At 64.8% G+C, this 25,682-nt stretch carries 24 protein-coding genes and 1 tRNA gene; 13 read left to right on the forward strand and 12 right to left on the reverse strand.

What is annotated here, in order from left to right:
- Positions 1-2: 2 nt before the first annotated feature.
- The 4 genes from QUV11_RS01845 to QUV11_RS01860 form a co-directional block, all read right to left on the reverse strand.
- A tRNA-Gly gene (locus tag QUV11_RS01845) sits at positions 3-76 on the reverse strand.
- A gap of 107 nt (positions 77-183) precedes the next feature.
- Entirely contained in the window at positions 184-1,068 is an 885-nt protein-coding gene (nudC, locus tag QUV11_RS01850; RefSeq protein WP_300880251.1) for an NAD(+) diphosphatase, read from the reverse strand.
- A gap of 22 nt (positions 1,069-1,090) precedes the next feature.
- Positions 1,091-2,389: a serine hydrolase gene (locus QUV11_RS01855; protein ID WP_300880253.1), complete on the reverse strand. Its 1,299-nt coding sequence runs from the start codon at positions 2,387-2,389 to the stop codon at positions 1,091-1,093.
- 44 nt (positions 2,390-2,433) lie between these two features.
- Positions 2,434-3,537 carry an A/G-specific adenine glycosylase gene (locus tag QUV11_RS01860; RefSeq protein WP_300880255.1) on the reverse strand — a complete coding sequence of 368 codons (1,104 nt, stop codon included), beginning with the start codon at positions 3,535-3,537 and terminating at the stop codon, positions 2,434-2,436.
- Positions 3,538-3,551: 14 nt separating this feature from the next.
- On the opposite strand from QUV11_RS01860, the gene QUV11_RS01865 reads away from it, so the two are divergent.
- The 7 genes from QUV11_RS01865 (at position 3,552) to QUV11_RS01895 (ending at position 12,296) form a co-directional block, all read left to right on the forward strand.
- Positions 3,552-4,217 (forward strand): DUF721 domain-containing protein, encoded by a 666-nt coding sequence (locus QUV11_RS01865; protein ID WP_300880257.1) that lies wholly within the window; start codon positions 3,552-3,554, stop codon positions 4,215-4,217.
- On the forward strand, positions 4,217-4,933 hold the full coding sequence (locus tag QUV11_RS01870; RefSeq protein WP_300880259.1) for a thioredoxin domain-containing protein: 717 nt from the start codon (positions 4,217-4,219) through the stop codon (positions 4,931-4,933). Before QUV11_RS01865 ends, QUV11_RS01870 begins: the two co-directional genes overlap by 1 nt.
- Before the next feature lie 206 nt (positions 4,934-5,139).
- Positions 5,140-5,886 (forward strand): thioredoxin domain-containing protein, encoded by a 747-nt coding sequence (locus QUV11_RS01875; protein ID WP_300880261.1) that lies wholly within the window; start codon positions 5,140-5,142, stop codon positions 5,884-5,886.
- Positions 5,887-5,995: 109 nt separating this feature from the next.
- Positions 5,996-9,439 (forward strand): AAA family ATPase, encoded by a 3,444-nt coding sequence (locus QUV11_RS01880; protein WP_300880263.1) that lies wholly within the window; start codon positions 5,996-5,998, stop codon positions 9,437-9,439.
- Positions 9,440-9,483: 44 nt separating this feature from the next.
- The gene (locus QUV11_RS01885) at positions 9,484-9,756 is read left to right on the forward strand and encodes a BrnT family toxin (protein WP_300880265.1); all 273 of its coding nucleotides are present in this window, start codon (positions 9,484-9,486) and stop codon (positions 9,754-9,756) included.
- Positions 9,716-10,000, forward strand: a complete 285-nt coding sequence (locus tag QUV11_RS01890; protein WP_300880266.1) for a BrnA antitoxin family protein — start codon at positions 9,716-9,718, stop codon at positions 9,998-10,000. The genes QUV11_RS01885 and QUV11_RS01890 overlap by 41 nt, the downstream gene beginning before the upstream one ends.
- Before the next feature lie 160 nt (positions 10,001-10,160).
- A complete protein-coding gene (locus QUV11_RS01895; protein ID WP_300880267.1) occupies positions 10,161-12,296 on the forward strand; it encodes an AsmA family protein in 2,136 nt (711 codons plus the stop codon).
- A 67-nt stretch (positions 12,297-12,363) separates the two neighbouring features.
- On the opposite strand, the gene katG is transcribed toward QUV11_RS01895, so the two are convergent.
- From katG to uvrB, 4 genes are all read right to left on the reverse strand, one after another.
- Positions 12,364-14,607 (reverse strand): catalase/peroxidase HPI, encoded by a 2,244-nt coding sequence (gene katG, locus QUV11_RS01900; RefSeq protein WP_300880268.1) that lies wholly within the window; start codon positions 14,605-14,607, stop codon positions 12,364-12,366.
- 205 nt (positions 14,608-14,812) lie between these two features.
- The gene (locus tag QUV11_RS01905; protein WP_300880269.1) at positions 14,813-15,103 is read right to left on the reverse strand and encodes an addiction module antidote protein; all 291 of its coding nucleotides are present in this window, start codon (positions 15,101-15,103) and stop codon (positions 14,813-14,815) included.
- Positions 15,078-15,455: a type II toxin-antitoxin system RelE/ParE family toxin gene (locus tag QUV11_RS01910; protein ID WP_367279833.1), complete on the reverse strand. Its 378-nt coding sequence runs from the start codon at positions 15,453-15,455 to the stop codon at positions 15,078-15,080. The genes QUV11_RS01905 and QUV11_RS01910 overlap by 26 nt, the downstream gene beginning before the upstream one ends.
- A gap of 72 nt (positions 15,456-15,527) precedes the next feature.
- Positions 15,528-17,708 (reverse strand): excinuclease ABC subunit UvrB, encoded by a 2,181-nt coding sequence (gene uvrB / locus QUV11_RS01915; protein ID WP_300880270.1) that lies wholly within the window; start codon positions 17,706-17,708, stop codon positions 15,528-15,530.
- 114 nt (positions 17,709-17,822) lie between these two features.
- Between uvrB and QUV11_RS01920 the strand changes: the two genes are divergently transcribed.
- The 6 genes from QUV11_RS01920 to QUV11_RS01945 all read left to right on the forward strand — a co-directional run bounded on the left by QUV11_RS01920 (position 17,823) and on the right by QUV11_RS01945 (position 22,579).
- Complete coding sequence (locus tag QUV11_RS01920) at positions 17,823-18,386, forward strand: DUF3617 domain-containing protein (RefSeq protein WP_300880271.1); 564 nt, start codon at positions 17,823-17,825, stop codon at positions 18,384-18,386.
- Between the two features lie 123 nt (positions 18,387-18,509).
- Complete coding sequence (locus QUV11_RS01925; RefSeq protein WP_300880318.1) at positions 18,510-19,598, forward strand: serine hydrolase; 1,089 nt, start codon at positions 18,510-18,512, stop codon at positions 19,596-19,598.
- 37 nt (positions 19,599-19,635) lie between these two features.
- The gene (locus QUV11_RS01930; RefSeq protein WP_300880272.1) at positions 19,636-20,031 is read left to right on the forward strand and encodes a VOC family protein; all 396 of its coding nucleotides are present in this window, start codon (positions 19,636-19,638) and stop codon (positions 20,029-20,031) included.
- A 207-nt stretch (positions 20,032-20,238) separates the two neighbouring features.
- Positions 20,239-21,594: an amidohydrolase gene (locus tag QUV11_RS01935; protein WP_300880273.1), complete on the forward strand. Its 1,356-nt coding sequence runs from the start codon at positions 20,239-20,241 to the stop codon at positions 21,592-21,594.
- Positions 21,595-21,604: 10 nt separating this feature from the next.
- Positions 21,605-21,928, forward strand: a complete 324-nt coding sequence (locus tag QUV11_RS01940) for an HNH endonuclease (RefSeq protein ID WP_300880274.1) — start codon at positions 21,605-21,607, stop codon at positions 21,926-21,928.
- Between the two features lie 30 nt (positions 21,929-21,958).
- Positions 21,959-22,579 carry a LysE family translocator gene (locus QUV11_RS01945; protein ID WP_300880275.1) on the forward strand — a complete coding sequence of 207 codons (621 nt, stop codon included), beginning with the start codon at positions 21,959-21,961 and terminating at the stop codon, positions 22,577-22,579.
- Here QUV11_RS01945 and QUV11_RS01950 read toward each other — a convergent pair.
- Genes QUV11_RS01950 through pufM form a run of 4 tightly spaced genes read right to left on the reverse strand, consistent with a single transcriptional unit; the run spans position 22,576 to position 25,679 of the window.
- Positions 22,576-22,719 carry a hypothetical protein gene (locus QUV11_RS01950; RefSeq protein WP_300880276.1) on the reverse strand — a complete coding sequence of 48 codons (144 nt, stop codon included), beginning with the start codon at positions 22,717-22,719 and terminating at the stop codon, positions 22,576-22,578. The two genes, QUV11_RS01945 and QUV11_RS01950, sit on opposite strands and share 4 nt — an antisense overlap.
- Positions 22,720-23,454: a hypothetical protein gene (locus QUV11_RS01955; RefSeq protein WP_300880277.1), complete on the reverse strand. Its 735-nt coding sequence runs from the start codon at positions 23,452-23,454 to the stop codon at positions 22,720-22,722.
- A 60-nt stretch (positions 23,455-23,514) separates the two neighbouring features.
- On the reverse strand, positions 23,515-24,621 hold the full coding sequence (gene pufC / locus QUV11_RS01960) for a photosynthetic reaction center cytochrome PufC (RefSeq protein ID WP_300880278.1): 1,107 nt from the start codon (positions 24,619-24,621) through the stop codon (positions 23,515-23,517).
- Positions 24,622-24,626: 5 nt separating this feature from the next.
- Complete coding sequence (pufM, locus tag QUV11_RS01965) at positions 24,627-25,679, reverse strand: photosynthetic reaction center subunit M (protein ID WP_300880279.1); 1,053 nt, start codon at positions 25,677-25,679, stop codon at positions 24,627-24,629.
- Between the last annotated feature and the right edge of the window lie 3 nt (positions 25,680-25,682).

Here is a 25,682-nt window from a genome sequence, read left to right on the forward strand (position 1 = left end):
CTTGGAGCGGGTAGAGGGAATCGAACCCTCATAGCCAGCTTGGAAGGCTGGAGCTTTACCACTAAGCTATACCCGCGCTCAGGTCGCGTGTGCGATGCGAAGGCGCTCATGCCACTTGGCAATCGGAGCGTCAATATCTGGTTTGCCTGCAAAACGCCGAACCGAGCGCCCAGCCCCTTGCGCTTATTGCGCATCCAGCCAGTGCTTGAGCAGATCATGCGCGATCGCGAACGGCGGCGGAGCGATGAACGGCGCGGTCTCGTCGCCCGCCATCGCGGCGCGGACTTCGGCGGCGCTGAACCACGCGGCCTCCTCGATCTCGGTGGTGTCGAGGGTGAGTTCGTCGCTCAGCGCCTCGCTGGTGCAGGCGATCATCAGCGAGGACGGAAACGGCCAGGGCTGGCTGGCGACATAGCGCACGTTGCGCACCCGGATTCCCGCTTCTTCCCACAATTCGCGCGCGACCGCTTCTTCGATGCTTTCGCCCGGCTCGACGAAGCCCGCCAGCGCCGACAGGCGGCGCGCGGGAAAGCGCGGCTGACGACCGAGCAACACCTTGCCGTCAAATTCCGACAGCATGATCGTCACCGGATCGACGCGCGGGAAATGCTCGGCGCCACAGCTCGAACAGGTGCGCGACCAGCCGCCCTTGGACATCGTGCTGCCAGCGCCGCACAAAGAGCAGAAGCGGTGCCGGGCGTGCCAATCGACCAGAGTGCGCGCACCGCCATATAATGCCAGTTCGTCGGCAGGCAGGCTGGCGAGCATCTGCCACACGCGCGGGTTGTAATGCAGGCTCGACCCCGGCTCGCTGCGCTTGAGCTCGGCAAAATGCGCCTTGCCGTCCATCAGACCCAGAAAGATCAGCTCGCTGTCGGGCGCGGCATCGGCAAGGCTGTGCCAGACCAGCCGCCCCTCGATACCGACCTCGGGCTCAAGCCCGTTGAGCCTGAGCAGCCGCGCCTTCCAGTTGATGTATCCGGCAAGCTGCTCGGGATCGACGCGAACCTGATCGGCGCGGTCTATCCGCCCCCCGGTCAGCGCCGGAGCAATCAGCGACAAGGACATTGTGCTCTCCCCGACCGACGGATCAGCTCATCGCCTGAAGCTGGTCATAGACCATCTTGGGGAACTCGCGCTGGAAGGGATAGGCTTCGGCCGGCATATACTGGGTATAGCCCGATGCACGGATGCCGCGGATGTGATCGACGAACGCCACCGTTCCGGCAGCGCCGCCCCAGCCATAGGTCCCGGCCGGGCCCTTGGCATTGCCCAGGCCCACGCGTCCGCCCGCGCCAAAGCCCTGGTCTTCCACCCAGGTGCCCTTGGTGACGGCGGTATCCGGCAACAGATTGGACATGCCCATCAGCGCGGTGCGCTCGGACATCACCCGGGTGCCGTCCAACTGACCCTTGCCCACCAGCATCGCCAGGAAGCGGTCGTAGTCGCGCGCGCTGCTGACAAGCCCTGCCCCGCCGAACGGAAACGCCGGCGGCGTGGAGAAGATGCTGTCCTGCGCGGGGTCGATCGGGATCAGGGCGCCCGAAAAGGGAACGTAATTGGTGCTCAGCCGGGGCACTTCGCTTTGCGGCACGGTCCAGTAGCTGCTGGTCATGCCCAGCGGACCGAACAGGTTCTGCTGCAGATAGGCGCCCAGCTCCATGCCGCTGGCGACCTGGATGACATAGCCCAGAAGATCGAGCCCGATCGAATAGCTCCAGATCGTGCCGGGTTCGGCGACCAGCGGCAGCGCGGCGACGCGGCGGGCGAATTCGTCGATCGGCGGAGTCGGCGCGGGCATCGGGAAGCCGGGGATCGGCGTCTTGCTGACCGCCGCGGGGTTGATGCCGAGACGGTTGTATTCTTCGAGCAGCGGCCCCTTGGTGACGATGTTGTAGCCCAGGCCAGCGGTGTGCGTCATCAGATGGCGCGGGGTGATCATCGTCTTGGCGGGCACCGCATCCAGGCTGTTGGCCACATCGGTCAGCACCTTCATGTTGGCAAATTCGGGGATGAAATCGGCGATCGGCTGATCGAGCCCGAGCTTGCCCTGCTCGATCAACAGCATCGCGGCCATGCCGGCGATCGGCTTGGTCATCGAATAGACGCGCCACAAAGAGTTGGCATCGACCGGCGTCGGAATATCGAGCGCCAGATTGCCCGCACCGATCAGCGCCGGGGCTTGCGCGCCGAAGCCCAGCGACACCAGCATCCCGGCGACCTTCTTGCTGGAGACATAGCCTTCCACTTCCTTGCGGATGACCGCGAAATCGCCGGTTTCCATCGCACGGGCATAGCCGGGCATCGCTGCGAACAGGCCGAGCAGTCCGGCAGACCCCAGGACATGGCGGCGGCTGAGGTTGGGCATCAGGTTTAATAGCTTCGACATGATCTACTCCGGTTCATTTTGCCGCGACCTCGGGCCACGCGGCTTTATCGGTGCTGAATGGCGGCGCGGGCGGCCTTGGCGAACACGGTGGGCAATCCTGCCTCCTCGATCCGTTCGACCGGCCACCAGAAGGCGCCACTCAGGTTTTCAATGGCAACCTTATCGATTTGGGGGCCGCGATAAAGCGCCAATGACAGCTCGAGCGAAAAATGTGTGAAGACATGCGCGACGGCGGCCTCGACGTGCGTCCACTGGCCAGCAAGGGGCGCCGCCGCATCGCCGTCACGGCGTGCCGACCAGCCATCGTCGGGAAGCGCGCGCATCCCGCCGAGCATTCCTTTGTCGCCGCGCTGGACCAGCAGCACATGCCCGTCCTGCTCGATCCACCAGGCGGTGCCGGTGCGCTGCGGCTTTGCCTTTTTGGGCGGCTTGACCGGGAGAGATTCGGCGGTGCCGCGCGCCCGTGCCTCGCAGTACGACGCCAGCGGGCACAGCAGGCACGAAGGCGCGCGCGGGGTGCACAGGGTAGCGCCCAGATCCATCATCGCCTGGGCAAAGTCACCGGGGCGATCGGCAGGCACCATCTGTGCGACTTTCTCGCGGATTGCGGATTTGGCAGCCGGGAGCGGGGTTTGGATCGCAAACAGCCGCGCAGTCACCCGCTCGACATTGGCATCGACCACCGCCGAGGGCTGGTTGAAGGCGATCGCCGCGACGGCTGCGGCCGTATAGTCGCCCACGCCCGGAAGCAGCCGCAGCCCTGCCTCGGTATCCGGAAAGTGCCCTTGATGATCGCCTGCGACCGCACGCGCGCAGTCAATCAGGTTGCGTGCGCGGGCATAATAGCCAAGCCCGGCCCAGGCGGCGAGGACATCCTCGGCAGGCGCGGCAGCCAATGCCGCCACCGTCGGCCAGCGAGCGGTAAAGGCGTTGAAATAGCGGGTGACGGCAGCAACGGTCGTCTGCTGGAGCATCACCTCGGACAGCCACACCCGGTAGGGATCGGGCCGGATGCCCTGCCTGCTCTGCTGCGGCGCTATGCGCCAGGCAAGCGTGCGCGCGTGCAGATCATAATGCGCGAGCAGCGCCGACGCGATCGGCGACGGCTTGCGCTCATCCACAATTTTCTCGCGACACTCGACGGGCATGGTCCGGCTATGCCATGGTCGGCAGCGATATGGAACGCGATAAGCCCCTTGCTACCAAGCCGTGCAAAAAGGCCGCACCGCCACCCGCACGCCCCGTCAAACGGCGCGGCGGCGAGGCGCGCGGCATCGCCGACCTGATTCCGGCGATCGGCGAGACCAGCTTCCGGCGCTTCGGCTTCGTCCAGAGCAATCTGGTCAGCCGCTGGGCGGAGATCGCCGGACCCCGCTATGCCGCGATGGCCAGCCCCGAATCGATCGCCTTCCCGCGCGGCCAGAAGGCGCAAGGCACGCTCAACCTCGTCGTCACCAGCGCGACCGCGATCTTCATGCAGCATGCCGAGCCCGAGATCATATCCCGGGTGAACCGCTTTTTCGGCTATGAAGCGGTGGTGCGGGTCAAATACCGCCACGGCGCGCTCAGCCGTCCGCTGCGGCCCGAACCGCGCCCCGCAGCGCCGCCCTCGCTCAAGCCGATCAGCATTGCCCCCGCCGACGGGCTGAAGCCGATTGGCGATCCCGAACTGCAGACGGTGCTCGAATCGCTGGCGCGCTCGATGGCCGAGAAAGAGGCGCGCGAGGATGCCGCGCAAAAGCCTCGTGCAGCCCCGGTTCAGATCAAAAGCGACAATCTCAAACCCGTGCGCCTGTTTGCGCCCCCAATATCCGACGAGGCCCATTGATGAACGCGCCCCTGCGCCCCCTGATCGCTTTGACTGTTTTTGCCCTCACTGCTACCTCTGCTGCGCTGCTGAGCACGGCCGGGAGCGCGCAAACCGCAACCGCCGCCTGGACCGAGAAGGTCAGCCAGTCGGATGTCGGCGGCCATGTGCTGGGCAACACCGCCGCACCGCAGAAAATCGTCGAGTATATGAGCTATACCTGCCCCCACTGCGCGGCGTTCGAGCAGGATTCGAACCCGGCACTGGCCAGTGGCTTTATCGCGGGCGGCAAGACCAGCCTCGAGGTACGCAATTTCATCCGCGATCCGGTCGACCTCACCGTCGCATTGCTGGCACGCTGCGGCGAACCGCGCAGCTTCTTCCGCCGCCACAAGGGCCTGCTCGGCAGCCAGAAGACCTGGCTGGGCAAGGCGGGCAGCATGGGCCGCGATGGCCAGGCCGCCTGGTATCAGGGCGATACCAACACCCGGCTGCAGCGCATCGCCAGCGATCTTGGCCTTTACGACGAACTGCGCCGTCACGCGCCGCTCGCCACCGATGCGCAGATCAACGCCTGCCTTGCCAACAAGGCCGAGCAGACCAAGGTGCTGGCGATGACCAAGTTCGCCACCGACACGGTCAAGGTCACAGGCACGCCAAGCTTCACGCTCGGCGGCAAATTGCTGCCGAACGTGTATGACTGGAAAAGTCTGGAACCGCTGCTGGCCAGCCGCTAAAGCGGGGCGAGATCGAATATTCCTACCCTGAAAATCCTCTCCCGGAACGGGGAGGTGGCAGCCCGCAGGGCTGACGGAGGGGAAGCGTTCTGGTTGCTATCGCAGATGTGCGCGCGACCCCGCTGCCCCTCCACCATCCTGACGGATGGTCCCCCTCCCCGTAACCGGGGAGGATTTTCAAGCCAAACCGCAAGGACCCTGCCCCTATGAAGCGTATTGCCAGCCTGATTGCCCTGCCCCTGATGCTGTCGCTTGCCGCATGTGGCGGCGAAGCGGACACGACAGCGGAAGGTGCCGCCACCAGCGAGCCGATCGCGGCGATTCCGGCGCCCGCAGACAAGGCCTGGGCCGAAACGGTCACCAAGACGCCCGACGGCTATTATGTTCTGGGCAACCCCGAAGCCCCGATCAAGCTGGTCGAATACGCCTCGCTGACCTGCAGCCATTGTGCCGATTTTGCCGAGACCGCCTTTGCCACCATTCGCGACAAATATGTCGCCAGCGGCCGGGTAAGCTTCGAACTGCGCAACTTCGTCCGTGAGCCGCTCGATCTCACCGCATCGATGCTGACTCGCTGCGGCCCGCAGGAAAGCTATTTCGCTCTCACCGAGCAGGTGCTCGAGAACCAGGCGGACATCTTCACCAAGGCGCAGGCGATGGGCCAGCAGCGCTTCGATCAAGTGCTGGCGCTCCCCGACAACCAGCGCTATGTCGCGCTCGCCGAAGCCACGGGCCTCACCGACTTTTTTGCCCAGCGCGGCATCTCGCGCGATCAGTCCAACCAGTGCCTGACCAACATCGACGCCGCACGCGCGATGGCCGATGCTACCGGCAAGGCGACACGCGAGGACAATATCCAGGGCACGCCGACCTTCTTCCTCAACGGCCGTCAGGTGAGCTTCACCGGCTGGCCGGCATTGGAAGCAGAAATCCAGGCTATGGGAGCGCGTTAAGCTGGACCAAGGGGGGCTGATCGACACGGACGACGACCGGGCGGCGACTTCCGGCACGACGGTCGGCGCCCCCCCGGTCATCAGTGCGCCCCAAGTTATCAGTGCGCCGATGCGGTTCAAGCGGCTCAAGCTGAGCGGCTTCAAGAGCTTCGTCGAACCGGCCGAACTCAGGATCGAGCCGGGACTGACCGGCATCGTCGGCCCCAATGGCTGCGGCAAGTCCAACCTGCTCGAGGCGATCCGCTGGGTGATGGGCGAAAGCTCCGCCAAGTCGATGCGCGGCGGCGGCATGGAAGACGTGATCTTCGCCGGAACCGCCACCCGCCCGGCACGCAACTTCGCCGAGGTTGCGCTGCTCACCGAGGTCAGCCAGCCGGTGCTGGCGGCGGTCTCGGTCGAGGACGGCGAACTCGAAGTGGTCCGCCGGATCGAACGCGGCGCGGGCAGCGCCTATCGCGCCAACGGCCGCGACGTGCGCGCCAAGGATGTCGCCTTGCTGTTCGCCGATGCCGCCACCGGCGCGCACAGCCCGGCCCTGGTCAGCCAGGGACGGATTGCCGCCGTCATTTCCGCAAGGCCAGCCGAGCGCCGCCAGATGCTCGAGGAAGCCGCCGGCATCGCGGGCCTTCATGTCCGCCGCAAGGATGCCGAGCAAAAACTGCGCGCGACCGAGGCCAATCTCGAGCGGTTGCAACAGGTGCTGGGCGACATGGAGGCGCGTGCGCTCACGCTGGCCAAGCAGGCACGCGCCGCCGAACGCTATCGTGCGCTCAGCCGCGAGATCGCGGTCGCCGAAGCGCGTGCGCTGTTCGCGCGCTGGCGGTCTGCAGCCGAGGCAGCCAAGCAGGCGCGCGACGAGGCGGCCGCAGCAGAGGCACAGGTCCATGCCGCACATCAGGCCCAGACCGACGCACAGGCCAGCCAGCGAACCGCGATCGAGACGCTGGCGACCGTCCGCACCACGTTGCAGACCGCGCGCGAAACCAGCCAGTCGCTGGGGCACCAGCTGACGACGCTGACCGCAGAGCGCGATGCCGCGACGCAGCGGCTGGCCGATCTTGACCGGCAGCAGACACGCATCTCCGAGGACAGCGCGCGCGAGGACCGGCTCACCCACGATGCCACCGCCGCGCTCGAGCGGCTTGAGGCCGAAAACGCGCGCGTCCAGTCGGACGTTGCCGGCGAAGAGGCACGCGGTCCGGCGCTGGCCCAGGCGCAGGATGGTGCCGAACGCGCGGTGCGCGAGGCGGAGGTAGCGCTCGCCGAGGCCCGCGCCGAGCTGGCGCGCGCCGATGCCGACATCAAGGTGGCAGACGCCGCCCTCGTGACCGCGCAGACGCGCGAACGCCGCGCAACCGAAGAGCTCGACCGGACCCGCGCGCAGCTTGCCAACCTTGGCGATGCGACCGCGCTGGCCGGGCTGCGCGACGAGGCGCTGGCGGACTGCGCCCGCGCGACTGCGGATCGCGAGGCCGCGGCCAGGGCGCTGGCCGAGGCGCAATCGGGCCGCGACGCGCTGGTATCGGCCCGCGATATCGCCCAGTCCGATCTCGCCACCTTGCGCGCGGAGACCAACGCGATGGTCCGCGAGATCGACGCGCTCGCGCGCGACCTCGCCAAACGGTCGGGCAGCGGCGACCGCGCGCTTGATCAAGTGGAGGCCGACAAGGGCTTCGAGAAGGCGCTGGCGGCGGCCTTGGGGGACGATCTGGCCGCGGTCATCGGCGATGCCACGGGCGACGGGCATTTCTGGACCGGGTGTATTGATGTGCCCGGGCATGGCACTTTGCCGGAAGGTTGCGTCTGGCTGAGCGATCATGTCCGCGCGCCTGGTGCGCTGCACGCCCGGCTGGCGCTGATCATGGTGTGCGACACCGATACCGGCCAGCCGCTGGATGCTGGCATGCGGCTGGTCACCCGCGATGGGCGGATGCGGCGCTGGGACGGTTTCGTTTCGTCAGGCGACGGCGCGGGCGCTGCCGAACGGCTCGAACGGCGCACCCGGCTGACCGAGCTCGAGGCGGCTCGGCCCGCGCTCGAAGCGAGCGTGCAGTCCGCCGAAGCAATGCTGTCCGAAAGCCAGCAGCGGCTTGCAGATCTGCAGACCCGGATCGCCTCCGGAACCGCCGCGCTCAACGCCGCCGAGGTCGCCGAACGCCAGGCGCTGCGCGACCGCGACCAGGCCGAGCACGCGCTCACCCGCGATGCCGAGCGCCGCGACGATCTGGCCGAGCGGATCGAGCGGTTGAGCCAGGACGCTGCTGCGGCGCTGACCGAGCACGCCGCAGCGCAGGCAGCGCGGGCCGCCCTGCCCGATGGCGCCGCGCAGCGTGAGCAGGTGACCCTGCTTGCCGAACGGACACAGGCTGCGCAGACCGCGTTGCGCTCCGCCCACGCCGCACTGGCCGCACAGGGTCAGGCGCTGGCCGCGCTGCGCGAGCGCCGCGCCACGGTGCGCGCCGAGATCAGGGGCTGGCAGGGCCGCTCAGGCGAGGCGGCGCAGCGGCTGCGCGACATGCAGATGCGCGCCGCCGAACTCGCCGCTGAGCGCGAAGCCATCGTCGGAAAGCCTGAGGCGCTAGGCGGGCAGATTGCTGCTCTGGAGCAGGCAGCGAACGCGGCGCGCACGAACCAGGCGCAGGCCGAGATCGACGCGGGCGATGCCGAAAAGGCACTCGTCGAAGCCGAACGCATCGCCGCCGCCACTGCCGAAACCCTGGCGCTGGCGCGCGAGCAGCGCGCGGGCGCAACGGCGCGCGCCGAGCACCAGGACCAGCGCCGCATCGAGCTAGCCCAGGGTTGCGGCGAGCGCTTCCAGTGCCCGCCCCCGGTGTTGCCCGAGCGCTTCGGCTTCGATCCCGCCGACATCGACAGCGCAGAGACCGAAGCTTCCGAGCATGACCGTCTGGCACAGGCCCGCGAGCGGCTGGGCGCGGTCAACCTGATCGCCGCCGACGAACTCGCCACGCTGGAAACCGACATGGCGACGATCCGCGCCGAGCACGACGAGCTGGTCGAGGCGATCGCGCGGCTGCGCGGCTCGATCGGCGCGCTCAACCGCGAGGGGCGCCAGCGGCTGCTCGCGGCCTTTGCGGCGGTGGATGGGCATTTTCGCGAGCTGTTCGCGCGGCTGTTCAACGGTGGCAAGGCGCATCTCGAGCTGATCGACAGCGACGATCCGCTGGAGGCGGGGCTCGAGATCATGGCGCAGCCGCCGGGCAAGCGGCTGTCGTCGCTGACGTTGCTGTCGGGCGGCGAACAGGCACTGACCGCGGTCGCGCTGATCTTCGGCCTGTTCCTCACCAACCCGGCCCCCATCTGCGTGCTCGACGAAGTCGATGCGCCGCTTGATGACGCCAATATCGACCGTTTCTGCGACCTGCTCGACCACATGGCCCGCCTTACCGACACCCGCTACCTGATCGTCACGCACAACGCGGTGACGATGAGCCGCATGCACCGGCTGTTTGGCGTGACGATGATCGAACAGGGGGTGAGCCGGCTGGTGTCGGTGGATCTGGGCGGCGCTGTCGATCTGCTGGCGGCGGAATAGGTTGACGCAAGGAGTTTATGTAGTTACATAAAGGCCGGTTGTCGATGAACATCGAGTTCGACAAAACCAAGCAACGGGTAACGCTCGCGGAGCGAGGGTTGGATTTTGCTCGGTTCGGTGAATTGAACGACGGCCCGACATTTACTCAGCAAGACACCCACTTTGATTATCCCGAACCGAGATTTCAGACGTATGGACTGCTGGACGGGCGCTTGGTCATGGCAGCCTGGACACCCATAAGAGGTGGTGTCCGCGTCATTTCGATGAGGAAATGCAATGAGCGAGAACAGGCAAAATTCAACGGCCGACTGGGATGACGATGATCTGCCGGAATGGACCGACGATCAATTCGATCGCGCAGAGTTCCGAATCGGCGGCAAACTCATCCGTCCCGCCGATGGCACCCTCACCAAGCCTGGCCGCCCAAAATCCGACAACCCCAAGCAGCAGGTAACCCTGCGGCTGGACAGTGCGGTGCTCGAAGGCTTCCGCGCCACGGGCCCGGGATGGCAGAGCCGGATCAACGCGGAATTGCGCAAGGCGCTCAAGCTCGACGGCTGACCAGCCCCGTTCGCCGCAGCCGTTGCGCTGGCGGCAGCAACGATATCACCGTTCGTGGGTATGCTTTGGAAAGCCAATTTCTGGTGTCCGCAGCCGCGTCCATTTTTCCTGCAAGGAATAATCTGGGGTGAGCCTTGGGCCAATCGTGCTAGGCGCAACAATGACCCCAACACCGCACGACGCAAATGATCCGGCCCACCCCGAAGCGCCCGGCGTTGCAAAACCATTCTCTGATGATGATCGCCGCAAACGCAGGCTGCGTATCGCGCGCAATGTCGCCATCGGTGTGCTGGGCACGTTGATTGCGGTTTGGCTGATCCTGTTCATCACCAAGGGACGGTTCCTCAAAAGCCCGGTCGAAGCGATTGCTTCGTCGATGACCGAGCGCGAGGTTGCCGTAAAGGGTGACTTCCAGCTCTATTTCGCGCCATTCAGAATCAAGTTTCTGGCCGAGGGCCTCACCGTATCGAACCCGCGATGGGCCACGCGTCCCTATCTGTTCACTGCGCAACGGGTGGACACCCGCATCGCGCCGCTGTCGGCATTGTTCGGCAACTGGCGCCTCTACTGGCTCGACATGACCGATGCCGCGGTCGATCTGGAATGGAACGAGGCACGCACCGCGAACACCTGGACCTTCGACAACAGCGGAGACGCCGAACCTCTCGAGCTACCGACGATCGATCGCGCGTCATTGCGCGACACCCAGGTCCGTTACCGCGATCCGGTGCTGCAGCTGCTGACCGATCTCGATTTCGCCTCGGTCGTCTCCAACGACGCCGAGATTGGCGAAGCGGTGCGCTTCACCGGCGACGGCACGTTGCGCGAGACCCCCTTCACGCTCAAAGGGGCGCTGCTGACCCCCGATGCGACGGTGCAGCGCGGCCAGAACAAGCTTGAGCTGCAGGCGCGTGCGGCCAATAACATCATCGACATCGCGGGCACCCTGCCCAGCCTTGCCGATATCGAGGGCGTACCACTGGCGACCAAGGCGCGTGGGCGCAATGCCGCTGAACTGCTCGCCATCATCGGGGTTGTGATCCCGCAGACGCGCAAATACCAGCTCAATGCGCAACTCGTGAAGGAAGGCCGCTACTATCGCTTTACAGACCTGAAGGGCACGTTTGGCGCGAGCGATATCGCCGGCAAGTTCACGGTCGATATGGGCCGCGAGCGGGTCCACATCGATGCTGACCTGGCGACCAGGACACTCGACATCATCGATGTGTCGCCGTTTATCGGTTACAACCCTGACGTCGTCGCCGCGCGCGGAGTGCAGGCTGCGGCCGCCGCCAGCGGAGCGGCTCCTGCCCGGCTGCTGCCCAATGCCACCCTGCGCGCCGAAGGGTTGCGCGCCTTTGACGCCGATGTGCGCTACACTGCGGCAAAGCTGCGGTCGGACGCCATCCCGCTGAGCGACCTTTCGGTCACCGTCGGTCTCGACGACGGTATGCTCAAGCTGTCTCCCTTCGCGCTCACCATGGCGCGTGGCAAGCTGACCTCCGATATCGCGATCGACTGGCGCCGCCGCCCGGCGCGCACGCAATATGACATCCGCCTCTCCCCGACCCCGCTGGCGCAATTGCTTGGTGGCTTCGGCGTGGCGGAAGCCGGAACGACGGGAACGGTCAAAGGCCGCGTCCAGCTGACCGGCGATGGTGACACGCTGCACGATTCGCTCGCCACGTCTACCGGGCGCATGGCGTTCGTCATTCCCAAGGGCACGTTCTGGACCCGCAACGTCCAACTGGCCGAGCTCGATTTCGGAACGTTCGTGCAGAAGATGTTCGAGGACAAGCTCAAGGACCCGGTACAGATCAACTGCGGGCTCGTCGCGTTCACCGTCCGCAACGGGGCGGCGGCAGCCGATCCGATCCTGATCGACACCACCAAGAACGTCATCACCGGACGCGGCGGTTTCAGCTTCGACACCGAGCAGATGGATGTCGCGTTTCTCGCCGATGGCAAGAAGTTCAGCCTGATTTCGGGGCAATCCCCGGTGCAGATCGGCGGCACGTTCTCGACTGCGAAGCTCAACGTGATCAGCCCCGAGCTGCTGACCCGCGCCGGCGCCGGTCTGGGGCTGGCGGTTCTTGCCGCACCGCCAGCTGCTCTGCTGGCATTCGTTGACGTAGGCGATGCCAAATCGGCTGACTGCGGACCGGTGTTGCAGGGCGCGAGAGCCGCCGGCCAGCGCACCACCAAGGGCAAGCCGCGCGACGATGTCGGCACCGGCAAGGCCGCCACGACCGAAGAAGAGCGGCCCAAGCGCAAGAAGTTTCTCGGCATCTTCTGATCCGAACACAAAAACGGCGGCGCCAGGAATATCCTAGCGCCGCCGCTTTGTTTCAGGTCAGCAAGGCTTACATCAGGCCGAGGTTCATCACCTTGGTCCATGCCGCCACGAAGTCGTCCGCAAACTTCTTGTCGCCATCGCTCGCGGCATAGACCTCCGCAACCGCGCGAAGCTCCGAATTGGAACCGAACACCAGATCGACCGGGGTAGCGGTCCACTTGAGTGTGCCGGTCTTCATGTCGCGACCTTCATAAAGCCCCGCATCGCTCGCCGACTTCGCCCACTTGTTGTTCATGTCGAGCAGGTTGACGAAGAAAGCGTTGTTGAGCTGGCCCGGCGTGGTGGTGAACACGCCATGCTTTGCCCCGCCGGTATTGGCATTCAGCGCGCGCAGCCCGCCGACCAGCACGGTCATTTCCGGCACGGTGAGGCTGAGCAGGCTTGCCCGGTCGATCAGCATGTCCACCGGAGCCATCTCGCTCGCCGGGCTGTAGTAGTTGCGGAAGCCATCGGCAGTCGGTTCAAGCTGGACGAACGAGCTGACATCGGTCTGCACCTGGGTGGCATCGCCGCGGCCCGGGGTGAACGGAACGGTGATGTTGTGCCCGGCCGATGCTGCGGCCTGTTCGATCGCGGCATTGCCGCCCAGCACGATCAGATCGGCGAGCGAGATCTGCTTGCCGCCCTTCTGCGCCCTGTTGAACGATGCCTGCACCGCCTCCAGCCTGCTCACCACCTTGCTGATTTCCGCCGGATTGTTGACCGCCCAGTCCTTTTGCGGGGCGAGCCGGACGCGGCCGCCATTGGTGCCGCCGCGCATGTCGGTGTCACGATAGCTTGCCGCAGCCGCCCATGCGGCACGGATCAGCTCGGGCCCGGTCAGACCGCTGGCGAGCACCTGCGACTTGAGCGATGCGACATCGTTCGCATCAACCAGCGGGTGATTGACCGCAGGCACAGGGTCCTGCCAGATCAGATCAACCTTGGGCGCTTCCGCTCCCAGATAGCGGGTGCGCGGTCCCATGTCGCGGTGGGTCAACTTGAACCACGCGCGGGCAAAGGCGTCGGCGAACGCATCCGGATCCTTGTGGAACCGCTCGGACACCGCGCCATAGCCCGGGTCCATCTTCATCGACAGATCGGTGGTGAACATGATCGGCGCATGGCGCTTGGTCTTGTCATGCGCATCGGGGACCAGGTTGGCCGCGTTCTTGTCGCTGGGGATCCACTGGATCGCGCCTGCGGGGCTGCGGGTCTGCACCCAGTCGAAGGCGTAGAGGTTGTCGAAATACTGGCTGGTCCAGGCGATCGGGTTGACCGACCATGCGCCCTCGAGGCCGCTGGTGATGGTGTCGACACCCTTGCCGGTGCCGCACTTGTTGACCCAGCCGATGCCCTGCTGCTCGATGGCAGAGCCTGCCGGATCGGCGCCCATGCACTCTTCGGGCTTGTGCGCGCCATGCGCCTTGCCGAAGGTGTGGCCACCCGCGATCAGCGCGACGGTTTCCTCGTCGTTCATCGCCATCCGGCCGAAGGTCTCACGGATATCCTTGGCGGCTGCCAGCGGATCGGGATTGCCGTTGGGGCCTTCGGGGTTGACGTAGATCAGGCCCATCTGCACCGCGGCCAGCGGCTTTTCGAGCTGGCGATCGCCATGATAGCGATCGGCGGCGAGGAACTTCTTCTCGCGGCCCCAATAGACCTTGTCGGCTTCCCAGTCGTCCTTGCGGCCACCGGCAAATCCGAACGTCTTGAAGCCCATCGATTCCAGTGCGACGTTGCCGGTCAGCACCATCAGATCGGCCCAGCTGATCTTGCGGCCGTACTTCTGCTTGATCGGCCACAACAGACGGCGGGCGCGATCGAGATTGACGTTGTCAGGCCAGCTGTTGAGCGGCTCGAAACGCTGCTGGCCACCGCCCGCACCGCCGCGGCCATCGGTCACGCGATAGGTGCCCGCGCTGTGCCAGGCCATGCGGATGAAGAACGGACCGTAATGGCCATAATCTGCCGGCCACCAATCCTGAGAGGTGGTCATCAGGGTTTCGATGTCCTTCTTTACCGCGGCGATATCCAGCGTCTGGAATTCGGCTGCGTAGTCGAAGTCATCGCCCATCGGGTTCGATTCTGCGGCGTGCTGGCGCAGCGGCGTCAGGTCGAGGCGCTCGGGCCACCAATCCTGATTGCTCATCGCCGCCGAGCGCGCGGGGGCATCGGTGACGGTGGGTGCGCTGTCAGCCTGAGCCAGCGCCGCGGGCGCGGACAGGCTGAAGGCGATAAGGGCAAATACGGATACGGATGTGCGGTTCATGGCTGAAGGTCTCCTGCAAATCGGCGAATTCGCCGTTCACCAGAGGTTAAGCCCAAGCCGCCCGATTTAGAAAACCGATTTTTATGATCTATGTTAGTGACAAACTAGATCAGGCGGGGCCGAGGTGCAGGTTTGCTGTTGTTTGAATCGCCCTGCGCGACCGGGCGCTGGCACGTTCACAATCGCGGCCAGATTTGGTGATCAGTCAGGCTGCGTCGCGAGTTACAGAAAGACGAAGGCCAAGGGCGGAAACGACAGCCAACAGCGTTTCCAATGTCGGATTTCCATTTTCTGACAGGGCATTGTAAAGTGCCTGACGGCCGAGGCCCGTGCGACGGGCAATCTCGGTCATGCCTTTTGAGCGAGCGACATCGCCCAAGGCACGGGCGATTTCCTGAGGGCTGCCGTCTTCCATCCAGACGTTCAGATAGCTGACGACATCAGCTTCGGATTCGAGGAATTCGGCAGGATCAAAAGCCTTTGTTTCCACTGTCATCTCGAACCTTCCGTGCGAGTTCCTGTGCCAGTGCAATATCGTGCGACTGGCTATCCTTGTCTCCGCCAGCCAGCAACAGGACGATCGTTTCGCCGCGCATCATGAAATACGCGCGGTAACCGGGGCCGAAGAACATACGGATCTCAGACACCCCGTCGCCCACTGACTTGCAATCGCCGAAATTGCCGTCTGCCAGCCGCCGCAGGCGCTTGAGGATACGACTTCGTCCTTCGACGTCGCGCAAAGCCTTCAGCCACTTTCCGAACGGGGCCGTTTGCTCGATGCTATACGCCTGTCCTCTATAAAGGACAGAATGACTTTCGTCAACTTGGGCGTTCTTGGGCTTGGCCATCGGTGTTTCTCCGCAAAGCCAAGCTTATGCATTCCCTCGTCGGCTGTCGCTATTTAACGTTTTCAGCCATCCTCAAAACTTCCGCTGCGTCTTCCCGTAGCGCATCTTGCGCGTACCAGGCTTGCCTTCGGTCGCCCTGCCTTTGGGCGATGCAACCCGTTGCTCATGTGGCAGCCCCAGTTCCTCCGCCTCGAGCTTGCGGATCTCGTCGCGCAGGCGGCCTGCCTCCTCGAACTCGAGATCGGCCGCGGCCGCGCGCATCTTCTTTTCGAGCTCTTCGATATAGCCACGCAGGTTGTGGCCGACCATGTGCGGGCGGTTTTCATCGCCGGTGTCGACCAGCACGCTGTCCTTGCTCGCGACATGCGCGATGATATCGCCGATGTTGCGCTTGATCGTCGTGGGCGTGATGCCGTGCTCTTCGTTGTACGCGATCTGCTTTTCGCGCCTCCGATCAGTCTCGTTGAGCGCGCGTTCCATGCTGCCGGTGATCCTGTCGGCATAGAGGATGACGCGGCCCTCGACGTTGCGCGCGGCGCGGCCGATGGTCTGGATCAGCGAGGTTTCGGAGCGCAGGAAGCCCTCCTTGTCCGCGTCCAGGATCGCAACCAGTCCGCATTCCGGGATGTCGAGCCCCTCGCGCAGCAGGTTGATGCCGATCAGCACGTCATAGACGCCCAGCCGCAGATCGCGGATCAGCTCGATGCGCTCCAAGGTCTCGACGTCCGAATGCATGTAGCGCACCCGTATCCCCGCCTCGTGCATGTACTCGGTCAGATCCTCGGCCATGCGCTTGGTCAGCGTGGTGACCAGCGTGCGGTAGCCTGCTGCGGCGACCTTCTTGCACTCGTTGATCAGATCGTCGACCTGCTCCTCGACCGGCTTGATCTCGACCGGGGGATCGATCAGCCCGGTGGGGCGGATGACCTGTTCGGTGAACACCCCGCCGGTCTGCTCCATCTCCCAGTTGCCCGGCGTTGCCGAGACGCTGACGGTCTGCGGGCGCATCGCGTCCCATTCGTTGAAGCGCAACGGGCGGTTGTCGATGCAGCTGGGCAGGCGGAAGCCGTATTCGGCGAGCGTCAGCTTGCGGCGGTGATCGCCGCGCGCCATCGCGCCGATCTGTGGCACCGTCTGGTGGCTTTCATCGAGGAACAGCAGCGAATTTTCGGGCAGATATTCGAACAACGTCGGCGGTGGCTCGCCGGGCAGACGTCCGGTGAGGAAGCGCGAATAGTTTTCGATGCCTGCGCAGCTTCCGGTCGCCGCGATCATCTCGAGGTCGAAATTTGTGCGCTGCTCGAGCCTTTGCGCCTCAAGCAACCGGCCCTCGATCTCGAGTTCCTTGAGCCGCTCGGTCAGCTCGAAACGGATTGCGGCGGCCGCCTGCTGCATCGTCGGACCCGGCGTGACGTAGTGCGAGTTGGCGTAGACGCGCACCCGCTCCAATTTGTCGCCCGGCCTGCCGGTCAGCGGATCGAACTCGACGATCGATTCGACCTCGTCGCCGAAGAACGAGATCCGCCAGGCGACGTCCTCATAGTGCGAGGGAAACAGCTCGAGCGTATCGCCGCGCACGCGGAAATTGCCGCGCGTGAAGCTCGCATCGTTGCGCTTGTACTGCAACGCGACGAGCTTGCGGATCAGCTCGCGCTGATCGACGCTCTCGCCCGCCTTGATATCGAAGATCATCGCCGAATAGGTCTCGACCGAGCCGATGCCATAGATGCACGACACCGACGCCACGATGATCACATCGTCGCGCTCGAGCAGCGAGCGGGTGGCCGAGTGCCGCATCCGGTCGATCGCCTCGTTTACCGAGCTTTCCTTCTCGATGTACGTGTCCGAGCGCGGGACATAGGCTTCGGGCTGGTAATAATCGTAGTAGCTGACGAAATACTCGACCGCGTTTTCGGGGAAGAAGCTCTTGAACTCGCCATAGAGCTGCGCGGCGAGGATCTTGTTGGGGGCAAGCACCAGCGCGGGGCGCTGCGTCGCCTCGATGATCTTGGCCATGGTGAAGGTCTTGCCCGAGCCAGTGACGCCGAGCAGCACCTGGTCCTGATCCTGCGCGCGAATACCCTCGACCAGCTCCTTGATCGCGGTCGGCTGGTCGCCCGAGGGGGTGTATTCGCTGACCAGCTTGAACGCGCGCCCGCCCTCGGCCTTTTCGGGCCGCTGCGGCTTGTGCGGCACGAACGTGCCATCGGTTTGCGGCTCTTCAAGCCCGCGTCGGATTACCAGTTCTGCCATGCAGCAAGATATGCGCAGCGTGGGGGGCAATTGCAATCGCCCGGGCGGCTCTTTAAGGGTGGATGGCAGGACATGCGGTCGCGCATTCATGAACCGATACTTGGAGATGAGATGATGAAGGTGTTGCAGACTGTATCGATCCTGGCGCTCCCCCTGATGGCGCTGGCCGCCTGCAGCGGCGGTGGCGCGGACAAGGATGGCGACGGCACGATCAGCAAGGAAGAGGTTGCTGCCGAAGCGTCGTCGATCAAGTTCAGCGCGGGCGAGTGGGAAAACAAGGTCGAGATCGTCGACGTGAAGTTCGACGAGAGCAAATTGCCCCCCGAAGCCAAGGGCATGACCGCGGCGATCGTCAAGCAGATGGTCGGTCAGGTGCAGACCACCAAGAACTGCCTGACCAAGGAAGAAGCTGAAAAGCCGGGCGCGGATTTCCTCGCCGGTGCCGAAAACGACGAGTGCACCTACAAGAAGTTCGACCTGTCGGGCGGCAAGATCGATGCCGATATCACCTGCAAGGGCGAGGAAGCCGGACAAGAGGGCGATATCAAGCTGACCGGTACCTATACCTCGACCAGCTATGACATGCAGATGGCGATGGAAATGGCCTCTCCGCAGAGCGGTTCGATGACGATCAAGGCGAAGAACAGCGCCAAGCGCATCGGCGAATGCAAGGGCTGAACGCGGTTCATCATGCTTCCTTCATCGTCACCCCCGCGCACGCGGGGGTCCCGCTTTCCTGATTGCCGTAGGCGCATAAGCGGGATTCCCGCGTTCGCGGGAATGACGGTGGTGGTGGCGCTGATGGTCCTGTTGTGGCTGAGCCCGCATGCCTCCGCGCAGACCGACGACAACGTCCGCATAGAGCTGACCTTTACCGCCGACCAGCTCGACCGCTCGAAGGTATCCGGTCTCGCCCACCGCCCCTCGATGCGCGAGGCAACGCTCGACAATCCGGTGCGGGTTGCGTCGATCTCCAAGCTGGCGGTCGGCGTCGCGGTGATGCGGCTGGTGGACAAGGAGGCGCTCGATCTGGATCGCGACGTTTCGCTGTATCTGGGCTGGCGGCTCGTGCATCCCCAGTTTCCGACACAAAAGATCACCCTGAGGCTGCTGTTGTCCCACCAATCGGGGCTGAAGGACGATGCGGGCTATTTCATCCCGCTCGATGCCAATCTCGCAGATTTGCTCGCCAAGCCCGAGGCCTGGGATGCGGGCCACGCCCCCGGCGCCTATTTCCGCTATGCCAACGTCAATTACCCGGTGGTTGCTGCGGTGATGGAGGCGGCAACGGGCCGCCGGTTCGACCGGATCATGATCGAGGAGGTGTTCGAACCGCTGTCGATCCCCGCCTGCTACAACTGGTCGGGGTGCAAGGACGGCGCGGCCAAGGACGCGATCACGCTCTACCGCCCCGATGGCAGCGTCGCGCGCGATGACTGGGTCAAGGATCCCGACCTGTGCGCCTATATGGTCGCGAGCGACGGCCGCTGCGATCTCGATCTTTATCGTCCCGGCCTCAACGGGTCGGCCTTCGCTCCGCAGGGCGGCATGCGCATTTCGGCAGGCGGGCTGGCGCGGCTGGGGCAGATGCTGCTCAACGGCGGCGATGGCCTGCTGACGCCGCTGTCGTTCGCCGAGCTGATCCGCGCGCAATGGCGCTTCGACGGCCGCAACGGCGATGACGACAAGGGCTATTTCACGGCGCTCGGCCTGGGGGTGCAGCGCATCGAACAGCCTGACGGGACGGTGTGGATCGGCCATCCCGGCGAAGCCTACGGCCTGCGCGCGGGGCTGTGGGTCGATCGCGCCAGCGGCCGTGGCGTGGTGCGGATCAGCACCGGCCATGCCGAGGATTACCCCATAGGTCATTGTCTTGACGCATGCCCATGATAGGTTGCCACTCGCAACCTAAGGCAGGAGAGTGAGCATGATCGGCTATGTAACCGTTGGCACCAACAACCTCGACAAGGCCCGCGCCTTCTACGCCGCGCTGGTTGGCGCGCTGGGCGGCAGCGAACTGATGCGGATGGAAGAAAACGGCTTCACGCTGTTCGGTACACAATGGGGCACGCCCGGCATCGCGGTGACGACACCTCATAACGGCGAGCCTGCCACGGTGGGCAACGGCATGATGGTCGCGCTGGTGCTGGATGCGCGGTCCAAGGTCGACATGCTCCACGCCAAGGCGCTGGAACTGGGCGGCAGCTGCGAAGGCGAACCTGGCTTGCGTGGCCCCGAGGGCGAACAGGCCTTTTACGGCGCCTATTTCCGGGACCTTGACGGCAACAAGCTGTGCGCGTTCAAGGTCGGTCCGGCGGACTGATTGGCCCCTGTGTTCTCCGGCCAAAACCGGCGGTTTTCACAGACCTATTTCATCGTCACCCCCGCGAAGGCGGGGGTCCCGCCTCTGCGCGATTGCTGATTGAAAGCGGGATTCCCGCGTTCGCGGGAATGACGATAGAATTACCCCGTCATCGCGCTATAGTCGCAACAACGACGCACAAGCGCGCAAACGAACGGGGACATTTCAATGAACAGGGCAACGGCTTGGGGTTTGATCGGCAGCGCAATGGCGCTGGTGCTGGCGGCGCCCGCTTCCGCGCAGGATGCTTTGGGCAGCGCGGTCGCCAAGGATTACGACACCAAGCTTGAGGCGCTGTTCCTCGATTTCCACGCCAATCCCGAACTGTCGTTCAAGGAAACCCGCACCGCCAAGATCATGGCGGCCGAACTGCGCGCGACCGGGGCGGTGGTGACCGAAGGCGTCGGCGTGACTGGCGTGGTCGGCATCATGAAGAACGGCCCCGGCCCGGTGATCATGGTGCGCGCCGACATGGACGGCCTGCCGCTCGCCGAGGACAGCGGCCTGCCCTATCTGTCCAAGGCGCGCCAGGTCGATATCGACGGCACCGAAAAGCCGGTGATGCACGCCTGCGGGCATGACACCCACATCACCTCGATGGTCGGCACCGCGCGGCAGCTGGCGGCGATGAAGGACCAGTGGAAGGGCACCGTGGTGTTCGTCGTCCAGCCCGCCGAGGAACGCATCGGCGGCGCGGCCAAGATGATCGAGGACGGGCTGTACACCCGTTTCCCCAAGCCCGATTACGCGCTGGCGTTCCACGTCTCATCGGGCACGCCCACCGGCAAGATCGAGATCCAGCCGGGGCTCACGGCGTCGTCGTCGGACTCGGTCGATATCACCATCTTCGGTGTCGGCACGCATGGCGCGTATCCGCATATGGGCAAGGACCCGATCCTGATCGGCGCCGAGATCGTCGTCGCGCTGCAGACATTGATCTCGCGCGAGATCTCGCCGCTCGAAGCCGGCGTGGTGACCGTCGGGTCGTTCCATTCGGGCTTCAAGCACAACATCATCTCGGACAAGGCCGAGCTGCAGCTGACCGTGCGCTCGAACGACAACGCAGTGCGCACCAAGCTGCTCGACGGCATCAAGCGGATCGCCGAGAATGTCGGGCGGATGAACGGTCTGCCCGAGGACAAATTGCCCAAGGTCCGCGTCGGGTTTGAATCGACCCCGGTGACGGTCAACGACACGCCGCTGACCGAGCGGATCACCAAGACCTTCTCCCGCCGCTTCGGCGCGGACGCGCTGCTGACCGCCGAACCACAGACCGGAATGGGCGCGGAGGATTTTGCCTATTTCGTCGCGCCCAACACCGATGTGCCAGGGCTTTACTTCAACGTCGGCGGGACGCCGCAGGCGGAGATCGACGCGGCCAAGGCCGGCGGCCCGCCCATCCCTGCGCACCATTCGCCGTTCTTCAAGGTCGCCCCGCGCGAGTCGATCACGCTGGCGACCGAGGCCATGGTGACCGCAGTGATCGATCTGCTTGGCCCCGGCAACGGCCCGACGGCGGACTGAGGACCAACAGATGGCAAAACGCCGCGCCTGGGAAGACGAAGAGGATGAGACGGTAGCAGCCCCGCCCGTCCCGTGCTGGCTGTGCGGCCGCGATCTGGGCGAGGTGGTGGAGTATCATCACCCCGTGCCCAAGGCCAAAGGCGGCAAGGCCCGCGTGGCCGTCCACCCGATCTGCCACCGGACGATCCACGCGCATTTCACCAACGCCGAACTCGGGCGCATCGGCGAGAATGTCGAGGCGCTGCGCAGCAATCCGGAGGTCGCCAAGTTCCTCAGCTGGGTGGCGGGCAAGCCTGCCGACTTCAACGCACCGACCAAGAAGAAGGACCGGTGACCCCTCGAGGCGGTGCGGAGGCGGCGGGCCATGGACATTGAACTTTGGCTCGGGCTGCTTGCCGCTTCGGCGGTGCTAGCGATCATACCCGGACCCGGCGTGGCCAGCATCATCGGCTTCGCGTTCAGTTCGGGACGCAGGACCGCGCTGGCATCGGTGGCCGGCATGGCGGTCGGCAATGCCATTGCGATAACGGTCTCACTCGCGGGGGCCGCCGCGATCCTGGCCTCGTCGGCGATCGCGTTCACGGTCCTCAAATGGGCCGGGGCATTGTATCTCATCGCGATCGGCCTGCTGGCGATCATCAAGAGCGGGGACCCGAAGCCCGGAGCCGCGCCGCTGGCCGCGATCAGCCCGCGTACGGCGTTCATCACCAACGTCGCCGTGGGGACGTTCCATCCCAAGACGATCCTGTTCTTCGTCGCCTTCGCCTCGCAGTTCATCCGCGCCGACCAGCCCTATCTGCTGCAGGCGGGGATCGTGGTGGCGACCTTCACGCTGGTCGCGGCCGTGACCGATACGATCTATGCGCTCATGGCCTCGCAGGCATCGGGCATGATCCGTCGTCCGGGCGTCAGGAAGTGGTCGCAGCGTGCGGGCGGCGGCACCGTGATGGCTGCAGGCGTCGTCATGGCGACGATGCGCCGTTAATCGCGGTCGCGGTCGGGGTCTCGGGGCGGCTTGCCCGCATCGCGCACCTGCCAGTATTGCCACGCGCACAGGCCCAATACGACCGCGCCGGTGAACGCCATCTCGATGATGCCGATATTGTCGCCGATCCATTCGCCCATTCAAGCCTCCTGCTGCTGCTGCGCGGGCACGGCGCCGCTGCGCCGCGCCGGGCGGGTTCCGATCGTGAAACGGATGATCAGGCTGACGCCGATGATGCTCGGCACCGCCCAGATCAGCGGATTAAAGACATGTTCGGGTACCAGCCGGATCAGCCCGACCGACAGAAACGCGGTGTAGGCCGAGATGCCCATGCCGAGCAGCGCGCGGAAATGTTCGGGAATATGCGCACGCGGCGGCGGGCTGGCACGCCAGACATAGAATTGCTGGGTCGCCACCGCCGCCAGCCCGATCAGCGCCACGGCCGCCATCAGCGGCTGGCCGATGCTGAGGCCGAAATAGCCGCACCACAAAGCCGATGCGATCACTGCGACGAACACCGTTTGATAGAACGGGCCGCGCAACGCGGCACGGTTGGCGCGGTGGCGGACGACGGCAAGACCATAGACCGCAAAACCGATGGTGAGCGTGCCCAGGTACAGCATCATCCAGCCGAACAACCCTGCAAACAGCACCCGGTCGGTGATCATCGGCAAGCGCTGCTCGGGACCGTAAAGCGAGAGCAACGCCATGGCGATGGCGAGCGTTCCGGCGACAAGGAACGCATAGGTGCCGATCCGCCCCCATTTGCGATGCGCCGCGCCGCCCTTGCGCGCAGCGATCGGCACCCAGAACGCGATCAGTCCGGTTGCTCCGGCGATAACGTGGAGGACAACCAGAGCTTCAAACAGATGCATGGGTGTGGGCCATCAATCAAAAATCCTCCCCCAGCAAGCTGGGGGAGGATTTGAGTTAGGTCAATTCCCCGCTGCAGCCGCTGCGGCAGGAGCAGCAGCACCCGTCGCCGGGGCGGCGGCGGGGACAGCTGCGGTAGCCGCAGCCGCTGATACCGTACGCAGCGCCGGATAGTCCTTGGCCATCTGGGCACCGCCCAGAGGCTTGCGCTGCATCTGGTGGCAGGTGGCGCAGTTGGTCTTGTAGGGATCGCCCTGTGGTCCAAGCCGGTTGGCGGGGAACACATTGGCGAGCGGGTGGATATACTCCTCGTTGGTGTTCTTCACCATCTGCAGACCGTACCAGGCCAGCGCGCGTTGCGGGCTGCTCTGCTCCCAGCGCGCGAACGAGCGGCTGTTGTGGCAATAGGTGCAGTTGACGCCCAGCGACTGCGACAGGTGCATCATGATGGCGTAGTTGCCTTCGGCATCCTTGACGCTCTGCCGGTTGGCGGTGGTCGGGTGGATGGTCTTGGAAATCACCCGCGCCGGACCGGAATTGCCGCGCATGTACTTGGCATAAGTATCCAGCGGCAGCGAGGCATAGGCCACCGCGTTGCTGGGCGTATTCTGCCCGCGCTTGTTGCCCATCAGACGCCCGTCGGACGGCTTGGGGTCGGTCCAGACATATTCGGGAACAGCGTTGCCGCGGTGGCAGGTGTAACAGGTCACACCGGTCTGCTTGACGTGATCCGAATAGTTCTGGTTGATGTTCTGCGTCATCTGGATCATCCGGCGCGCGACAACCTTGGTGTACTTGCTGTCATCCGCCAGATTCTCGGCGTTATGGCAGTAATTGCACCCGGCCTCCTCGGCAGGAAGATTGGCCGGCACGATCCACTGCGTGATCGCCGCCATGGTGTAGTCGAACTCTTCCTGGCTGACATTGGCCAGCACCTTGACGTTCTGATACACTTGGCCCGCCGTCTGCCCGCCCGGAGCGGGAAGCTCATAGGGTGGCGGCGGCACCTCTCCGGGGGCCACGACGTTCCCCGGATCGACGATCTGGACGATGCCGGTGCCGCGATAGCCGGTCTGCTGCGATTGCTTGGGACCGAGTTCACAGGCGCCCAGCGCCAGGCTTGACACGACCAGCACTGCGGCTGCCGTCAGTTTCGATAGACTAGGCATGGCTGTCAGCTCCCTTGCGTCTGGCTGGGGGCCTCAGGCAGCGCGCCCGGATCCTCAACCATCTGGTTTGGATCGATCACCACTTCGCTCGGTGGAATGAGCGTCGTGCTGGGATCGACAACACCGGTATCGGGATAGGCCGGGGCGAAATTGTGCTCCTGTGCCCACAGATACCAGTTATCGACAACCGTGCCGGTCAGCAGGATGCCGATGCCGCCGGTAAGTGTGGTCAGCACCGCAAACCACCAGGCCCAACGATGGATCGATTCCATGGTGGCATTGAAGCCCATGGTCCAGCGCCAGAACAGCCCGGCGCGTTCGCTGGCTGTGCCGCGATCGTAGATCTGTTCGATCTCACGCTCGCCACCATAGCGACCCACAGCCAGAATTGTGGCGCCGTGCATGGCAAAAAGCAAGGTGGAGCCGTACAGGAAGACGATCGAGAGCGCGTGGAACGGGTTGTAGAACAGATTGCCGTAGCGGATCGAGAAGGCTGCGGTCCAATCGAGGTGCGGGAAGATGCCGAAGGGCACCGCTTCCGACCAGCTCCCCAGCATCGCCGGGCGGATGAAGCCCAGCACCAGGTAGAGCCAGATGGCGCTGGCAAAGGCCCAGGCGACGTGCGTCCCCATGCCCAGCGCCCGGGCGCGGCGGTAGGTGCGTGCCCACCACAACAGGATCGATGCGGTCAGGAAGAACCCGGTGATGATCCACCAGCCGCCTTCGGCCAGCGGAACCATCGGCGAGAAGCCGTATTCAGGCCCGGGCGGTTCCAGCGCGAGCCAGAAGAATTCCTTGAGGAAAACGTTGGGATTCCAGTTGACCGACGCCAGCATGTTGAGGCCGATGATCACGAAAGCCAGCGTGCCCAGCAACAGCGAGGCGAGCCCCAGCTTGCCCAGATAGACCGGGCCGATCTGCGCCTGGCCGAGCTTGCCCAGCCAATAGCTGAACGTGGTCGCCTTGATGCGCGGTTCGCTGTCGTCCTTGAACGGCATCCCCATTTCGGGATGCCCGTGGAGCTGAACCTGGGTGAAGATGTTTTGGTAGCGTACCATGGT

Source organism: Blastomonas sp. (assembly GCF_030373265.1).
GTDB lineage: Bacteria > Pseudomonadota > Alphaproteobacteria > Sphingomonadales > Sphingomonadaceae > Blastomonas.

Excerpts from the sequence above, each read along its gene's own strand:
- nudC (WP_300880251.1), bottom strand. The coding sequence starts at position 1,068 with ATGTCCTTGTCGCTGATTGCTCCGGCGCTGACCGGGGGGCGGATAGAC.
- QUV11_RS01855 (WP_300880253.1), bottom strand. The coding sequence starts at position 2,389 with ATGTCGAAGCTATTAAACCTGATGCCCAACCTCAGCCGCCGCCATGTC.
- QUV11_RS01860 (WP_300880255.1), bottom strand. The coding sequence starts at position 3,537 with ATGCCCGTCGAGTGTCGCGAGAAAATTGTGGATGAGCGCAAGCCGTCG.
- QUV11_RS01865 (WP_300880257.1), top strand. The coding sequence starts at position 3,552 with ATGGTCGGCAGCGATATGGAACGCGATAAGCCCCTTGCTACCAAGCCG.
- QUV11_RS01870 (WP_300880259.1), top strand. The coding sequence starts at position 4,217 with ATGAACGCGCCCCTGCGCCCCCTGATCGCTTTGACTGTTTTTGCCCTC.
- QUV11_RS01875 (WP_300880261.1), top strand. The coding sequence starts at position 5,140 with ATGAAGCGTATTGCCAGCCTGATTGCCCTGCCCCTGATGCTGTCGCTT.
- QUV11_RS01880 (WP_300880263.1), top strand. The coding sequence starts at position 5,996 with ATGCGGTTCAAGCGGCTCAAGCTGAGCGGCTTCAAGAGCTTCGTCGAA.
- QUV11_RS01885 (WP_300880265.1), top strand. The coding sequence starts at position 9,484 with ATGAACATCGAGTTCGACAAAACCAAGCAACGGGTAACGCTCGCGGAG.
- QUV11_RS01890 (WP_300880266.1), top strand. The coding sequence starts at position 9,716 with ATGAGCGAGAACAGGCAAAATTCAACGGCCGACTGGGATGACGATGAT.
- QUV11_RS01895 (WP_300880267.1), top strand. The coding sequence starts at position 10,161 with ATGACCCCAACACCGCACGACGCAAATGATCCGGCCCACCCCGAAGCG.
- katG (WP_300880268.1), bottom strand. The coding sequence starts at position 14,607 with ATGAACCGCACATCCGTATCCGTATTTGCCCTTATCGCCTTCAGCCTG.
- QUV11_RS01905 (WP_300880269.1), bottom strand. The coding sequence starts at position 15,103 with ATGACAGTGGAAACAAAGGCTTTTGATCCTGCCGAATTCCTCGAATCC.
- QUV11_RS01910 (WP_367279833.1), bottom strand. The coding sequence starts at position 15,455 with ATGGCCAAGCCCAAGAACGCCCAAGTTGACGAAAGTCATTCTGTCCTT.
- uvrB (WP_300880270.1), bottom strand. The coding sequence starts at position 17,708 with ATGGCAGAACTGGTAATCCGACGCGGGCTTGAAGAGCCGCAAACCGAT.
- QUV11_RS01920 (WP_300880271.1), top strand. The coding sequence starts at position 17,823 with ATGAAGGTGTTGCAGACTGTATCGATCCTGGCGCTCCCCCTGATGGCG.
- QUV11_RS01925 (WP_300880318.1), top strand. The coding sequence starts at position 18,510 with ATGGTCCTGTTGTGGCTGAGCCCGCATGCCTCCGCGCAGACCGACGAC.
- QUV11_RS01930 (WP_300880272.1), top strand. The coding sequence starts at position 19,636 with ATGATCGGCTATGTAACCGTTGGCACCAACAACCTCGACAAGGCCCGC.
- QUV11_RS01935 (WP_300880273.1), top strand. The coding sequence starts at position 20,239 with ATGAACAGGGCAACGGCTTGGGGTTTGATCGGCAGCGCAATGGCGCTG.
- QUV11_RS01940 (WP_300880274.1), top strand. The coding sequence starts at position 21,605 with ATGGCAAAACGCCGCGCCTGGGAAGACGAAGAGGATGAGACGGTAGCA.
- QUV11_RS01945 (WP_300880275.1), top strand. The coding sequence starts at position 21,959 with ATGGACATTGAACTTTGGCTCGGGCTGCTTGCCGCTTCGGCGGTGCTA.
- QUV11_RS01950 (WP_300880276.1), bottom strand. The coding sequence starts at position 22,719 with ATGGGCGAATGGATCGGCGACAATATCGGCATCATCGAGATGGCGTTC.
- QUV11_RS01955 (WP_300880277.1), bottom strand. The coding sequence starts at position 23,454 with ATGCATCTGTTTGAAGCTCTGGTTGTCCTCCACGTTATCGCCGGAGCA.
- pufC (WP_300880278.1), bottom strand. The coding sequence starts at position 24,621 with ATGCCTAGTCTATCGAAACTGACGGCAGCCGCAGTGCTGGTCGTGTCA.
- pufM (WP_300880279.1), bottom strand. The coding sequence starts at position 25,679 with ATGGTACGCTACCAAAACATCTTCACCCAGGTTCAGCTCCACGGGCAT.